The 14,077-nt window shown below is 33.2% G+C and carries 14 protein-coding genes; 2 read left to right on the forward strand and 12 right to left on the reverse strand.

Annotated elements, in window-relative coordinates; all coding sequences use genetic code 11:
- Positions 1 to 18 precede the first annotated feature (18 nt).
- The 7 genes from AACR75_RS09700 to AACR75_RS09730 all read right to left on the reverse strand — a co-directional run bounded on the left by AACR75_RS09700 (position 19) and on the right by AACR75_RS09730 (position 6,930).
- Positions 19 to 1,017, reverse strand: a complete 999-nt coding sequence (locus tag AACR75_RS09700; protein ID WP_047689884.1) for an N-6 DNA methylase — start codon at positions 1,015 to 1,017, stop codon at positions 19 to 21.
- Entirely contained in the window at positions 1,017 to 1,907 is an 891-nt protein-coding gene (locus tag AACR75_RS09705; RefSeq protein ID WP_047689887.1) for a hypothetical protein, read from the reverse strand. Before AACR75_RS09705 ends, AACR75_RS09700 begins: the two co-directional genes overlap by 1 nt.
- Positions 1,908 to 2,279: 372 nt before the next feature.
- Entirely contained in the window at positions 2,280 to 3,791 is a 1,512-nt protein-coding gene (locus AACR75_RS09710) for a hypothetical protein (protein ID WP_047689889.1), read from the reverse strand.
- Between the two features lie 12 nt (positions 3,792 to 3,803).
- Positions 3,804 to 4,682, reverse strand: a complete 879-nt coding sequence (locus tag AACR75_RS09715) for a BspA family leucine-rich repeat surface protein (protein WP_052190341.1) — start codon at positions 4,680 to 4,682, stop codon at positions 3,804 to 3,806.
- A gap of 209 nt (positions 4,683 to 4,891) precedes the next feature.
- Positions 4,892 to 5,569: a hypothetical protein gene (locus AACR75_RS09720; RefSeq protein WP_047689891.1), complete on the reverse strand. Its 678-nt coding sequence runs from the start codon at positions 5,567 to 5,569 to the stop codon at positions 4,892 to 4,894.
- A gap of 227 nt (positions 5,570 to 5,796) precedes the next feature.
- Positions 5,797 to 6,561 carry a BspA family leucine-rich repeat surface protein gene (locus AACR75_RS09725; protein WP_052190342.1) on the reverse strand — a complete coding sequence of 255 codons (765 nt, stop codon included), beginning with the start codon at positions 6,559 to 6,561 and terminating at the stop codon, positions 5,797 to 5,799.
- 201 nt (positions 6,562 to 6,762) lie between these two features.
- Positions 6,763 to 6,930: a hypothetical protein gene (locus tag AACR75_RS09730; RefSeq protein ID WP_154216430.1), complete on the reverse strand. Its 168-nt coding sequence runs from the start codon at positions 6,928 to 6,930 to the stop codon at positions 6,763 to 6,765.
- A gap of 219 nt (positions 6,931 to 7,149) precedes the next feature.
- On the opposite strand from AACR75_RS09730, the gene AACR75_RS09735 reads away from it, so the two are divergent.
- The gene (locus AACR75_RS09735) at positions 7,150 to 7,911 is read left to right on the forward strand and encodes a hypothetical protein (protein WP_047689893.1); all 762 of its coding nucleotides are present in this window, start codon (positions 7,150 to 7,152) and stop codon (positions 7,909 to 7,911) included.
- Between the two features lie 40 nt (positions 7,912 to 7,951).
- Here AACR75_RS09735 and AACR75_RS09740 read toward each other — a convergent pair whose 3' ends face one another.
- The 4 genes from AACR75_RS09740 to AACR75_RS09755 all read right to left on the reverse strand — a co-directional run bounded on the left by AACR75_RS09740 (position 7,952) and on the right by AACR75_RS09755 (position 11,895).
- Positions 7,952 to 9,670, reverse strand: coding sequence for a hypothetical protein (locus AACR75_RS09740; RefSeq protein WP_047689896.1), 1,719 nt, complete (start codon positions 9,668 to 9,670; stop codon positions 7,952 to 7,954).
- A complete protein-coding gene (locus AACR75_RS09745; RefSeq protein WP_047689899.1) occupies positions 9,670 to 9,957 on the reverse strand; it encodes a hypothetical protein in 288 nt (95 codons plus the stop codon). The genes AACR75_RS09740 and AACR75_RS09745 overlap by 1 nt, the downstream gene beginning before the upstream one ends.
- Before the next feature lie 325 nt (positions 9,958 to 10,282).
- Complete coding sequence (locus AACR75_RS09750; protein ID WP_047689901.1) at positions 10,283 to 11,683, reverse strand: hypothetical protein; 1,401 nt, start codon at positions 11,681 to 11,683, stop codon at positions 10,283 to 10,285.
- A gap of 2 nt (positions 11,684 to 11,685) precedes the next feature.
- Positions 11,686 to 11,895 carry a hypothetical protein gene (locus tag AACR75_RS09755; protein WP_047689904.1) on the reverse strand — a complete coding sequence of 70 codons (210 nt, stop codon included), beginning with the start codon at positions 11,893 to 11,895 and terminating at the stop codon, positions 11,686 to 11,688.
- Between the two features lie 245 nt (positions 11,896 to 12,140).
- On the opposite strand from AACR75_RS09755, the gene AACR75_RS09760 reads away from it, so the two are divergent.
- The gene (locus tag AACR75_RS09760) at positions 12,141 to 12,440 is read left to right on the forward strand and encodes a hypothetical protein (protein ID WP_047689906.1); all 300 of its coding nucleotides are present in this window, start codon (positions 12,141 to 12,143) and stop codon (positions 12,438 to 12,440) included.
- Between the two features lie 74 nt (positions 12,441 to 12,514).
- Here the strand turns inward: AACR75_RS09760 and AACR75_RS09765 are convergent, their stop codons facing one another.
- A complete protein-coding gene (locus AACR75_RS09765) occupies positions 12,515 to 13,618 on the reverse strand; it encodes a hypothetical protein (protein ID WP_047689909.1) in 1,104 nt (367 codons plus the stop codon).
- Between the last annotated feature and the right edge of the window lie 459 nt (positions 13,619 to 14,077).

Here is a 14,077-nt window from a genome sequence, read left to right on the forward strand (position 1 = left end):
TTCGGGGCTTTTTCATTTCTATTTATAAGTTATTTGAATCCTTGTCTTACATTCATCACAAGCATACTCTTGTCTGTTCCATTTCATGAGAGGTTCAGAATGTTCAGCGTCATAACATAAACATGAATTATGATGTTCACAACATTTAAAATCAGGAACTGACTCGTACATTTTACCAACCTTAAACTGTTTTAGAACTGAGTCAGATTCGCTTGAAAGTAATGTCCATGATTCAAATTCATGAACAATTTTAGTCATATCATCACAACTACTACAACAATAAGTCGAATGAACTCTATCAACGTAAACAAACTCTTCAGCTTCATGATGTATATTACCACCACAATCACACCGCCACCAAATTTCGTGTTCAATCACACTTTCAGTAATATGCGCTGTCGCAGAACATCCAATGACGTTTGAATCAAATACAATTCCATTACAGAAAAGCTGATATTCGACCAAAGCATCGTGGTTGTAGATGATGTATGAAAGTTCATACTGTTGTTTAACGTGTATCAAGTTGTTAAACTCAATTTGTATCGTAGCTACTTTGCAAACAAACGTGTCTAAATCGTTCAGTACAAGCGATAGTGTCCCTGTATAGCCTGAATCAACACGCTTCTTCATCTCAGCCAGCACAAGAGAACCAGAACCGCAGCAAATATCACTAACAGTTTGGTGATCACTATCTTTCGGTTTGCCGAGCAGCGCAGAAACAGCTTCTGATACTGCTTGAGGTGTAAAGTGCTGTGCTTTACGCGAATACTTGCCATTGCATAAGAGATTCAGTTCAGCCATTAACTCACCAAGCACATCCCTGAATGGCATATCTTTCACTTCATTCATGTACGCGACAGAAAACTCTTCATACACAGCTTGAAGATGCTGATACTTTTTCTCTATTTTGCCGAGTATTACGAATTGATAGGACATTTCAACTAATGACTCAAACAAATGTTTCTGATTCAAAAGTAGCTTGTCAGAAGAGCTTTGAATAATTTTTAGTAAACTCATTATGCTGCTTCTTGCATTTCAATTTCAGAATGTTCAATCACTTTTAAAGCAATTTTCACTAATTCTTCTATCAATGAAAAAATCTCGTTTATTTCATCATTCTCTTCTTCTTTCTCAGATAGAATCAAACAACCTTGATGTAGTTTCGCAAAACAATCAATAATTTCATCTTTACTTAAAAGTGTGTCATCTTCTGCATCAAGCCAAGCTACGATTTTTTGCCATTCTTCAAGAATGTTTTCCTTACCTGTTTTTATTTTCGCATCATCTATAAGGGATTTAAGATTCGCTACAAGACATGCTACTTGTTCATCAATTTCTACATGCTCTACGAGAGAGTGAAAATTTTTTTTAATCGAACTTTCTTTTGAAACAAAGTGCGATAAATCTACGACATGTTTAGTAGTTGATGCATCAGTTAAATCTATTATATCTTTGTCTTTAAAGAGGAAGTTTTCACTTTCATTCATCAAGATTTTATTAAACCCTACGTTCAAAAATCCTTGGTATTGCATATTCATGATTCGATCATCAACTTTGAACATTAGTTTTGATCCATTTGATTCTAATACATCATAAAACAAATCTAAAGTTCTTGAAAGTTCGACTTCTTCTGCATAATCACTTGAAAAGTAGATACCTTTCATGCATATAAAGTTTGGATAGTCAGGCATGGTTTCAAACAAACCACAACATTTTACTGCATTATCTTCATCAATTATAAAAGCAGTTTTGATTGTCGTTTGTTTAGTTTTAACCTTGTTCTTCAAACGATTAAACACTTCTCTCGTTTCTTTTTTACAGCCATTTTTTTTAACTCCAAAACATTCTAACGCAAATTTGATTGCTGAAATGTCGTTAGTTTGTAGTTCACATTCGTAAAAGTTCATAATTATTCTCCTATTTTTTTTAGTTTTTGTTGTTAAAGAGAATTCCATTCCTATAAGTTAATTTAAGTTAATTTATTTACTCATAATATTTTCCGTTTGTTCTTCAACGCTGAATACAATAGCAAAATTTAATTTAATTTGTCAATACAGCGATATTGACATCAAAACATCATTATGTTAGCAACTAATTCACGCTAACGCCTTGAGTTTGCTACAGATATTTTTTTATTCATTAAATAAAGTGCATAAAAACAGAATTTATCTATTTTTATAACAACGATTATTTGTGATATTTATCACATTATTTATCAATGTTTTTATTTCTTTGAATTTTAAAACAACAAAAAAAGACACTCTTTTGAGTGCCTTTAATTAACCGCATGGAATAATTTCATTTCGATTTACGATTAATCCATTATCTATTTCTTTCTTCACTAAGTTCAAACAACCTAACAAGCCAGAATGGAGTGTTGATTTTAGTATCACAGAACCTTGATAATCATTGTCTTGAAGAATTTGATTTACTGCAAAACCTGAATTGTTACTTATGTTTGTTGTTAAATCATCGATATAGATTTCACCACCATCAATACGAATCAGATCATTGATTCTATCATCTTCAATCATCGCTATTCCATTGTTTTGATTAGATGTTGAAAACGAACCTTTTACTATCAACAGATCAACACCATTTTTGAGTGATTTGTTTAGCGCGATTGCGCCAGTGTTCATGTAAAACTTCGAACCTGTATCTATATACAGTAAGTTATCACCTTCACCAGAACTGAGCTTTTCATTGATTGTCCCTGTCAGTGCTACATCAGAACCTTTCGCCCTTAAAAGAGATTGAAAGTTAACCGCTGGCTCAAACAACAACTCACCTTGAATGTCTAATCTACTGTTCATAACAGTGATCGGGTGAAGTGTGTCATTTTTCAAATGAACATTGTTGAAATGTGCATTTGTATTGCTTATCGATACATCACCAACACTGACATTCGAGAGTCTTACTAATGAATTTGCAAAAGCGAAATTAGTTAAGTTATCGCTTGGCGTTTTCATGTCGTTGTACATGTTCATATCGACGTTGTTAAAGCTGATAGACTGCCCTTGAAGCGCATAGCCATTCGTCTTAATCGTGATTTTAGCCCTTTCATCGCGGTTGATATTGTAGTCTTTGCTTAAAACTACATTACTAAGTAGATTAAGCTTGTATGTTCGATTCGATGAATCATTCTCTACCAGTGCCAGAACATCACTTACTGTTGAACCATCAACGTTTAACAGTAGTTCGTCATTTTCTAAGCTGAAACTGTTGTACAGCTCTATTTCTTCAAAAGTTATCGCTTTAACTTTCGCGTTGTTCAAGTAAAACTGTGCTGTGTTAACGTCATACTCAACATCTAAACAGTTCACTTGCTCATCGTCGTATTTCGAAATAATCAGTGCTGCTACAGATGGCGCGTTAGGTAATGAAAGGCTTGTGCTTGAACTTACCACATAGTCAATATCATTTATTTTCTTCACGTTTGCTGTGTAGTTTTCTCCTATGTTTTGAGAGATGTTTAATACCCCTTCTTCAATATTTCGAGAGAACGGACAGTATTGATACTCATATCCAGAAATGTTTCTAAGTGGTAGCCCCAAACCTAACGGCAAGCCGTGTTTATTGTCTGAATCTAAACCAAAAGGCAAAGAATAGTTGTCTTTGCCCTCGATTGATAAAGATGATTTGATTAGCTTTGTTTTTATCAGTTCTAACTCATTCTCAATAGTGTCAGCTTCTGCTGACACTACTAAGTTATGGTTCAATGACATCATGTTGTAAGCAACAACGATAAAGAAACCTAAAAACATCATGATCATTATAATTATTGCAATCATAACAACCTCACTTTATCTGAATTTAGCAGGAATGTTTTCTGATGGTAATGTTATTGGATAGTTTTGATTAAAATCATACCAAGTTGTTGCTGCTGCAACATCCCAACCGCTGATGTCTTGATTAAATGCCATTGCTGATCTGAACATTCTGTTAAAATCATTGCCATTTGAAACATTCCAACTGCTTATATCTTGATTAAATGAATTGGAACTATCAAACATGTATGAAAAATTTCTACCATTGGAAACATTCCATTTGCTTATGTCTTGATTAAATGCTCTTGTTGATGAAAACATATTGCTGAAGTCATTGCCATTTGACACATTCCATTTGCTTATGTCTTGATTAAATGCTCTTGCATAATTAAACATGTATGAGAAATTTTTTCCGTTTGAAACATTCCAGCCGCTGATGTCTTGATTAAAATTTTGAGCATTATTGAACATCGCGTAGAAGTTATTACCGTTAGAAACATTCCAGCCGCTTATGTCTTGATTAAAGCTTGAACCTTCGAACATACCGCTAAAATCTTCACCGCTCGAAACATCCCAGTTTGTTATGTCGTAATTGACATTACGATTCATAAATACAAGTGAAAAATCAGTGATTGTGCCTACGCAAGCTTTTGAGTAGTCACCGCCCGACATTACAAGGTCTTGCAACTGTCTTTTTGTCAGCTCAGGACCTTCACAAGCGACAACAACAGGTTCGTTGCCGCCACCGTTCGACGGTTCGCTTGAAACATACTCACCACCGCCAACGATTTGACCTGTCTCTGATGATGGATCGTCAGAAGCAATATTGTATTTGCTATCGCTGATAAAAGACACGAACGCTGCTTGTGATGCGAATGAAGCTAATAATGTTAATGTGATCATTGTTTTTTTCATTTTTTCCTTCCTTTTAATTAATGAAATTATAGTTTTGATATAATTATTATTTAACATATAAAATTAGATATACAAATAATTTGAAAAACAAAAAACAACCAAGATATTAAAATTCATTTAATTTAAAGGAATAATTGATTTTAAAAAATATAATATTTGATATAGAACAGTGATAAAAAAAGACACTCAATTTTGAGTGTCGATTATGTTTATGCTCCAAAACCTATTAACTGCAACGTTTCTTTTATGAATTCTAATGTGTGTGGCAAATCTATGATTAAAGCTGAGAGAATCATTGTCATAATTGACTTGCCATACGTAGCTTTTCCTTGGCCTTCTGATGTTACTTTTAATCCATAAATTCCTTTTGCAAAATAAATCAGTCCTATGAATTGAAAAAATCCGACGATCACTTTTGCATTTTCTCTCAACACATCGCCTTTGCCACTTTCCATTTCTTCAACTTTATCTGCTATATCACCTAAGATCTCTGAATTGGTAGAATCCCAACAATTATCTGTGTGCAAATCTTTTGAATCTTCAATCGAATCGTTCAGAACAAAACAATACCCTGAATCACTCCCAAGCAAACTGCTTATCATAGAACCAGCCGAGCCAGAATAGTTAAATGCTAATGCTCCTGCAAAAAAAGTAACAATTATGGCACTTGGGAAAGCTTTAGTATCGTTTGGGTCTTCCGTTCTTCTTTTCAATTTTAATGCTGCTTGATACATCATTACCAGTCCAAGAAACATAACAAAGATTGTAAGAACATAATAAAGTGAACTAACCAGCCTCATTCGCTCTTCTACTTCCCCTGCGGCTAATGAAACATTTGAAAAAAGTGTCACAAAAGAGCTAAGGAAGAATAATATTTTTTTATTCATAAACTTCATCCTTGATATTTATCGTTGAAATATTTGTATTAAAATATTTTTTTAATGTTAATTATTCATTAACATATATAATCAGATATACAAATCATCAGAGCTTGATAAAATCAGATGAGCTTTTGAAATTGCTTGAAGTAAAAGAAAAATAATTGCAGAAGTAATATGAGATTTAATATAAAACATCAAAAAAAAGACACTGCATTCAGTGTCCTTTCTATATTTTAAAAATCTGGTGAATTTTCAGAAGTTAACGCACTGCCCATTGAAAAACTTTTAGGATACCATCTCGCTGATGATGTATTCCAGCTACTAATGTTTTGATTAAAGTTAGTTGCGTATTCGAACGTGTAATCAAAATATTTAACTTTTGACGTGTCCCATTTATCGAGTGGTTGATTAAAGCTCGTAGCATTTTTAAACGTGTTCATTAACGTTGTCGCGTTTGACATATTCCAATCATTTAACGGCTTATTAAAAGCTGTCGCACCTTCGAACATATATGAGAAGTTCGCACCATTTGCAACGTGCCACTTACTTATATCTTGATTGAAAGACACTGAGTTTCTGAACATGTATTGAAATGTTAAGCCACTTGATACGTCCCACGCTGTTATGTCGTAATCAACTGACAAACCATCAAATAACCTTGAAAAGTCTGTGATTGTTGACACACACGCTTTCGAATAATCCTGTCCAGAACCGATCAGATAACGCAGCTCTTCTCTTGTTAGTTCTTCACCAACGCATGATGAATTGACAGGTTCATCAGGATTAGGATTAGGCTGTTCAGTTTCACTACCGCCCCCATTTGAAGGCTTGGTTATGACATACTGACCATCTCCGATCACTTGCCCTATCTCACCATTCGGATCGTCTGACGCAACGTTATATCTAACTCCAGAGCCTTCTCCCCCGATTATTGCAACAAAGGCTGCTTGTGCTGTAATCGTTGAGAGTATTATTATGCTTAGTATTGTTTTTTTCATTTTCTCCTTCCTTTTATTTAATTGAAAAAATCTTTTCCATGATATTTGTTTTATCATATAAATTTAGTTATACAAATTAAGAGATATTTAAAACATTCCGCTTCATCTAATTTTCATTTAGATAAACAAAAATCGAAAACCATCATTTAAAAACAAAAAAAGAGCGCATACGCACTCTTAATGTTCTGGTTGTTCTAAGGTTTAGTTCAGCATGACAAGATGTTGTTCAGTCCAGCCTTTTTGCCATTCTTTGTAAAGCTCTTCATTATCTGTATTTCGAAACGGATTAAAGTATTTATTATATCCCTGCATTCTCGTTAAAACCCCGTCTTCAAACGCTTCCATTTTAGTATTCAGTTCTCTGTCCATTGCTGCACTCTCCTTGTTCTTGTCTTCTTATTTATATATTACATCGTATTTTTCTTTGAACAAATCTCAAGCCAAAAAATTGAACGTTTTTCTTTTAACTACGATAAATAATTTTTTAAACTATAAAGATTATTATATAAAGTTTAGTTTTTATTATTGAATTAAAAGCAATGCATGATATATCGATAATAACAAGAACTAATAATAAGGATATATAATATGAATAAACAAGAACTGAATTTTTTAAATCAATACGTCAACGTTAGAATGCCACGAAACGCGAGTGAGTGGACAGATCATTATGCGTTTTTAGCGATAGCGTCAGGAATCGATTTATCACTAATCATGGACAAAGTTAAGATCTTAATGAACTTGAACGTACAGCATCAAAAGCTTCTGAGAAGTGATCCTGAAAAAATAATGAAAGAGTTTGAAGCGAAGCGCGATGTTGTGTTTGCCAATGCGTCAACATACTTTGTTAATATGTTCGGCTTTGATTTAACTTCTCAATACGACATGCAAACTCTGTGGAATGGCTTGTTTAGTAAGTTTGGCAAGACTAAAATAGTCAAACGACTTTATGCAGACGAAATTATAAAAGTCTACAACGCGATTAACCGTGATCGAGAACTTAACACGGCTTATCACTCAGAGCTTAAAGCTATTGGTGTTAACTCAGACACCATAAAATCTCTGCTTAAAGCTTGGACTGTTAAAGACACAAAAGACAGCGCACAAGCTTATCGTGTGGCTTACAAGCAATTAGAGTTAGAACTTGTTGAACATTACAAACGTCTGTATTCGATTGAATCTGAATCAACGCTTCAAAACATTAAGTTAGAACATGTAGTAGATAGACTGATAAAGTCACATCATTTTGATCAGACTGACAAAGATTTTAACAAGTATCAGTTCCATGCCCTACCAGACATTATGTTGATTAAACTTTGCTTCTCACAAGCGATAAACAAAACTCTGTAACTCAGAACTAAAAGAACCGCCATTTGGCGGTCTTTCTTTTTTATCTCAACTTCGCTTTTTTAGCTTGTTGTTGATGAGTTTTCTGTGTGTTGCTTGGAGTTGTGCCAGTCTCAGCTTGTATCTCTTGAATAGCGCGTTGTTCAACTGCTTCATCGCTGTTCGGATCGATTCCGTTTACCGCATCTGCAAGTGCATCATCGAAATCAGGATCAAAGTCTTTTTCTTGATTTGCTGTGTTTTTAACTTCATCTTCATCGTCAAATTCAAGATCACCAAAATCAATATCTAACTCATCACTTTGCTGATCTGGCTGTTCAGGTTCGTTTACAGCATTTTCACCTTCAAACGGATTATCATCAACAATCTGGTTCTCTGGCTCTTGCGCCTGTTCAGCTTTCACAGCATTCTCACCTTCAAATGGATTGTCATCTACCTGCTGCTCTTGCTTCTCTTGATGTTTTGGCTCTTGCGGCACATCTCCTTCGTTCTTCGGCTGCTCAGGTGTCTCTCCATCATTTGAGAATGGATTATCATCTACCTGCTCTTGCTTCTCTTGATGTTTTGGCTCTTGCGGTACATCCCCTTCGTTCTTCGGATTTTCAGGCGTTTCTCCTTCATTTTCGAAAGGATTATCATCAACTACAACGAATGAATTTTCTGGTTTCGCTGGCTCTTCAACATCATTGTTCAGCTCTTCACCATTCATGACAAAACTTGGTCTTGTCAATTCGGCCAAAGCATCATGATAGCGTTGTGGTATACCCTCTTCATGAAGTTTGATTGTGTTTAAATCGAATCCGTCTGATCTCAGTAATTTCCAAGCTTCAATCATATTTAAAAAATCTTCTTCAGTCTCAGGCGTTGGTACTTGCGTTAATGTTTTTGATTTTTTATTCATAAACAACATTTTTAAATCCACAGCTTTTGTTCCTGTCCCCGCTGTCAAAGTCGTTGAACCAAATATACTCTTCTCGATAGTTATTGAGCCGCCAGTTTCAGCGTTAAATAAGCGTTTTTTCAAACCTGTTTTACCCAACTTTTCAACAGAATAGTTGCTTTCGTATTTTTCTATCAGTTCATCGATAAAATCTTGATAGCTCTTCACTGTTTTATCAGATTTTTGAATGGGATATTCAACTTCTGGTACATCAACATCTTGTGAAACAGTTTCCTTAATTTTTGCATCAGATGAATTTACAATTTTTGGTTGTTCTAAATCCGCTGTTTTGATCAGAGCTGATTGTTCATTTTTTATCGGCTCTTGACTGAAAAGTGTGAATTTATCCGTGTATTCAATAGGTTTTGGTGCTTCACTAACAACAAACTCATTCTCATTGCTGATTCTCTTTACATAATCGACATAGTAACTATCAATATTTTTTGGATTAAACTTCATTGATTCTTTATAAAGTGAAATAGTTCCATCAGCTTGTAGCTCTTGAATGTTGCCTGTAACCATCATTTCATGAACAACTGCTTCTGCTTGTTGAAATTCAACAATTCTTTTGGCAAAAGCTTCTTGTTTTTCTAATGTGTTTAAGACTCGCTGACTTGCAGTTTGAGTTGTGTCTAAGAAAAACTCAGGTCTTATACTATCTTGCTTAAAACATTCTTCAATTAGAAGATTAGCAAACTCTTCATTTGTTCTAATTTTTTTACCATTTATTTTATTTACAATTCTATCCACGACATTCATATCATCTCTTGCAAGTGATTTGGACTTGTCGATCATTAGTTGTGTATATTCTTCTCTGTTCATTATTTTCCTTCCTTATTTAATTGTTTAATAATTGTTTCTATTTTGTTTGTAATCTTTTGATGTAAGATTTCTAACTGCACTTCGTTGATATCATCAAAGTCATAGCTATAAGTGACTTCAACGAGTTCATCATTTTCTTTTTGATACAAATTTAATCCGTAGATGCTATCTACAAAGCGATAATCTATGTTGTCATATCGAAAAACGTAAAATGAGTTTGTGTCTGATTCGTCTATAACGATTAAATCTATATCAGTTTCTGGTTCAAAAACCTTTGCGTCTATCATAATTGCTCCTTGAGTTAAATTTCTTTTCAAGATTCGAAAGTTGTTCTTTTTCGACAGCCATTTCTAAACTATCTAATCTATTAGAGATAGATTTAAACAATCTTCGAATCTCAACTAATCTTTGTTGCCTTGTCATATTCATTCCTTTTATTTTTAGTTGTTGTATCTAATTATTGTTATACCATATATTTTATAATCAACAATTTTGAGAAAAGTTTTAAACCATTAAAGAAAGAGATTTAGTTTAGAATTAAAGGAAAATAATTTTCGAATATATTTTTACAGTTATAAAAAAAGACATCGAGAAGATGTCTTTTGTTTGTATTTAGTTTTGATCAATTCTATATCGAAGCCAAGGTTCTAAATGCTTCACTTTCAAACCTTCTGTTTTTATCACGTCGAATCCCAAATTTGTTATTACATAGCGATTGTGTGATTTAGTGGCGATATAGCCACACTTTATCAGCCAATTCATGATCTGGTTATGCCAATCATTGTTTCCGAAAGATAGATTTTCACACATATCTTTCTTTACAATCTTGAATGGTTCTTGTTTATTTTCAGCGTAAAACTCGTTGATGTAATCAAAATATTTAATCATAGTTAATACACTTTTTTTGTAGTTCTCACCTATCTGTGCTATGTGTGTGTTGTACTGAGATTTTGGATTTAGATCTCTTAAATATCTGAATATGTGAATCAATGCTGCTGTATCATATTTAGAATAATAATAATCTATACCATCGACTTGGATTGAATAAACCGAACCAATTTCATCTTTAGATAACGAAATTATTAGTTCGAGAATATCGTCATTTACAGTTTCTTCTTTATAATCCGCAAAAGAGATTGAATTTCCATTCACTTTAAACAGACTGACAACAGATAAGTCTTCATCTTCATCATCAAGACTAAGTTCGTCATCCAATAATTCATCATCATATTCTGTATCATCTATCAGTGAATCGATACCTTCGAAATCCAAATAGTCTAAAAACACAGAGTTTCTATCTACTTTTAGATCATCAAGTTCAGCTTTAACATCTTGCTTTTCTTGTTCTAAACCCTTCAAATACTCATCGAAACTTATAAAGTCGTCTCTTGGGTCAATACCTTTATTTTTCATTTCAGCTTCGTTAACTTCAAAATCAGAAAGTTCATCTTTTTTTAATTCTATCTCTTCATCATCAAAGTCCAAATCAACATCATCAAAGTCTAAATCATCTAAATCTAAATCGTCATCCCCTAATAGTTTCAATTCAAGATCTTGAACTTCTATGTCTAAACCATCTTCGAAATCAAGATCAAGCTCAACGTCTTGTTCTTTTGATTCAGCTTTTTCTCTACGTTCAAGTTCATTTTTCAAATCTTCATCGCTAAAAGAATTAAATATCTCAGAATCAATCTTGTAGTTCATATTCAATTTTTTTAGTGTCTGGATCGTTTTCTTTTCCACATTTTCAAGTAGATACTCACCATGCGTTTCAAAATGTTTGGAATGTTCTTTATATGATTTTAAAAAATACTCATCATAAATCACATCCCTTATAATTGATATCACTTCATATGAACTATCAATATCTAAGAAAAATTTTGCCATTGCTCTAATCCATGCTTCATTTTCGTTAACACCACATTGTATCAGTTCTTCGAAATATATAGCGTCAACTTTAACTATTTTATCTAACTCATCAAACAACTCTGATAATAATTTTTTACTACTCATACTTATCTCCTTAATCTTCTTGTAGTTTTTGTTTTAGATAGTTCTGACTTGAACTTAATTTGCTCATTTTGAAACTTAATCTGATTATCTATGCTATCGCCACTTAGATCGTTAATTTCATCAAGCGACAAATTCTTTTCGTGTAAGTTTTTAAGATAATCAGTCAATGACTCGTAAGTTTCAGGTTCGAACGTTATCTTTTCATTTTTCATGCGAATTTCTCCATTTAATTAAATTGCATATATATTAAAAGTTATATCATTTAAAACATAACAGTCAAAAGAATCACAATAATATTTATGATAAATAACAAACCATCGAATAAATTTCGATATCTTTTGTTTTAAACTAAATAATTTTCACAAAGAACAAGCATTTCATTTTATATAAATAATTTGATTAAATCTCAGAATATGGTTTAACAGTAAAAGAAAACAATTATCTTTAAGGAGAATATATGAAAGAAGAAATTGAATTTTTAATGCAATACTATGAATCAAACTATCTTGAGTATGATGCGCTTTGCGAATTCATCGAAAACAATATGGATCTTGATGAACTTGATCATCTACGAGAAGAGTTAGAGCTTCTGGAAGCTGATACGTCAATCGACCCTTACAACTACGAAACAACGAAAAAAATCTTACAAAACAACATTGAGATTCTTAATACAGTTCAGAATTTTAAACAAAATGCACTTAGTATATGTTACATAAAAGAACTACACCATTTAGTATTCAAGCACTACACCATTTAGTATTCAAGCACTAAAAAAGCCGCTCATTGAGTGGCTTTCTTACTTTTTGCAAAACTTGCAATTTTTACCAAACTTCATAATTTTCTCTTATTTCGCTTGTTTTCCTGCTTGCTCACACTCGCGTCAAAATCAGTAAAATCAAAATTCAATGATTCGATTAGCTCTTGGTCGATGTGCTGATCTATGCCAGCAGAGAGATTTTGCTGTTGTCTCGCGTCTTTGGTGAAGTCGATAGAATCGTTAAAATCAGACAATGCTTGCCACTGTTCAAGCTTGTTTAGTCTCTCTCTGTCCTGCCTTTCACCAATCAATATGATCTTCTCAGGCATGTTGATTAAGAATTTGTCGAATGCGTTGTCTATGACGTGCTGGTGATGCTTATTCAGTTCATTGAGCAAGTCAGTATCAGACAAGTCAAACACGTTTTGAGCCAACATGTGCTTTGAAAATTGCGATTGTTTTCGTAGTCCATAAGCTGAAAAATCTACTTCACAAAGCGGCATTTTATGCCCTTTTCGATAAAACCCTATGGTCTGACATAACACTGTGCCATGAACCAAATCTCGATCATCATACAGTTCAGAAATGACAGGCGTTAACGCCTTAATCTCTGAGTTTGATAGGTATGGAGACATGAACTCAATCTCTTCACCACGCTCGATTATCACTTCACGTATAGTGTCATAGTCGTCTCTGAACATCGTTTGTGACATAGGGTAAACGTGCTGTTCTACTTGCGATAAGTAATACACTTCATTTTCAGCTACAGTAAAGCAACAAACATCAGTGTTGAACATTGATTTTAAAGCAAAATCTGGAAGGTTCTGATAGAGCTGTTTCAGATCATCAAAGTCTTTAACTTGCACAGTTTTGAGAGAGTCTTGATTCAGAAGATTAGCGGCAAGATTCCCCACTCTATCGAGATATTTTTCTCTATCTGATTCAGGGTAGTAGCTTTTGGCAAACACAAAAGCGCACATTGTTTTATCTAACGTTCTTAAATCTCTGAACAGCTCTGTTGCAGTTAAAGTCAGATCTGCTTTTTGGCTTTGTTTAACGTAAACCAAACCGTTTTCAGAGTTGTTAAAACGAAATTTCGTTTCGTTAAGGCTTTCGATTCTTTCTTGCAAAAAATCTAAGTTGTGATTCTGTTTTAAAAAGTTTTGAATTTCTTTCATAGTTAATCCTTAAATATTATACTATCTATTGTATCACCATTTTCGAAAAGACAAAAAAAAGCCGCTCAATCAAGCGGCAAAGTATATTGGAAACTTAGAGAAATATTCATCCTTGAATAATAGTCCTTCTTCTTTCTCTTAGCTATTTTTTATTATAAGTACATTAAGAAATAAATTAACTTCACTATTTAAATTATCATCAATTCAATATAAGTCAATAGATAAAACAAAAATAATTCACTTATTTCAAAATAAATATTTTAATGCTTTTTTGACAATCTATAAACGCACAAACAAAGACAATTTAAATAGTATATTTATTATATTGTGAATAATTGCAACTTTTGCAAAAAATACCAAAACGATAATTTCGAATGAATGAACAATCTTCGAATAAAAAATCACAACCAACGGAATTCAATTTTAACCAAATCGGTTTTCTACAAAATCCAAACGTCT

Source organism: Vibrio sp. ZOR0018, from assembly GCF_963865925.1.
GTDB classification, from domain to species: Bacteria; Pseudomonadota; Gammaproteobacteria; order Enterobacterales; family Vibrionaceae; genus Vibrio; species Vibrio anguillarum.

What these genes read in the sequence shown, in the direction of transcription:
- AACR75_RS09720 (WP_047689891.1), bottom strand. Translation starts at nt 5,569, where the DNA reads ATGAATAAAAAAATATTATTCTTCCTTAGCTCTTTTGTGACACTTTTT.
- AACR75_RS09725 (WP_052190342.1), bottom strand. Translation starts at nt 6,561, where the DNA reads ATGAAAAAAACAATACTAAGCATAATAATACTCTCAACGATTACAGCA.
- AACR75_RS09740 (WP_047689896.1), bottom strand. Translation starts at nt 9,670, where the DNA reads ATGAACAGAGAAGAATATACACAACTAATGATCGACAAGTCCAAATCA.
- AACR75_RS09700 (WP_047689884.1), bottom strand. Translation starts at nt 1,017, where the DNA reads ATGAGTTTACTAAAAATTATTCAAAGCTCTTCTGACAAGCTACTTTTG.
- AACR75_RS09710 (WP_047689889.1), bottom strand. Translation starts at nt 3,791, where the DNA reads ATGATTGCAATAATTATAATGATCATGATGTTTTTAGGTTTCTTTATC.
- AACR75_RS09760 (WP_047689906.1), top strand. Translation starts at nt 12,141, where the DNA reads ATGAAAGAAGAAATTGAATTTTTAATGCAATACTATGAATCAAACTAT.
- AACR75_RS09745 (WP_047689899.1), bottom strand. Translation starts at nt 9,957, where the DNA reads ATGATAGACGCAAAGGTTTTTGAACCAGAAACTGATATAGATTTAATC.
- AACR75_RS09765 (WP_047689909.1), bottom strand. Translation starts at nt 13,618, where the DNA reads ATGAAAGAAATTCAAAACTTTTTAAAACAGAATCACAACTTAGATTTT.
- AACR75_RS09705 (WP_047689887.1), bottom strand. Translation starts at nt 1,907, where the DNA reads ATGAACTTTTACGAATGTGAACTACAAACTAACGACATTTCAGCAATC.
- AACR75_RS09730 (WP_154216430.1), bottom strand. Translation starts at nt 6,930, where the DNA reads ATGGACAGAGAACTGAATACTAAAATGGAAGCGTTTGAAGACGGGGTT.
- AACR75_RS09735 (WP_047689893.1), top strand. Translation starts at nt 7,150, where the DNA reads ATGAATAAACAAGAACTGAATTTTTTAAATCAATACGTCAACGTTAGA.
- AACR75_RS09755 (WP_047689904.1), bottom strand. Translation starts at nt 11,895, where the DNA reads ATGAAAAATGAAAAGATAACGTTCGAACCTGAAACTTACGAGTCATTG.
- AACR75_RS09750 (WP_047689901.1), bottom strand. Translation starts at nt 11,683, where the DNA reads ATGAGTAGTAAAAAATTATTATCAGAGTTGTTTGATGAGTTAGATAAA.
- AACR75_RS09715 (WP_052190341.1), bottom strand. Translation starts at nt 4,682, where the DNA reads ATGAAAAAAACAATGATCACATTAACATTATTAGCTTCATTCGCATCA.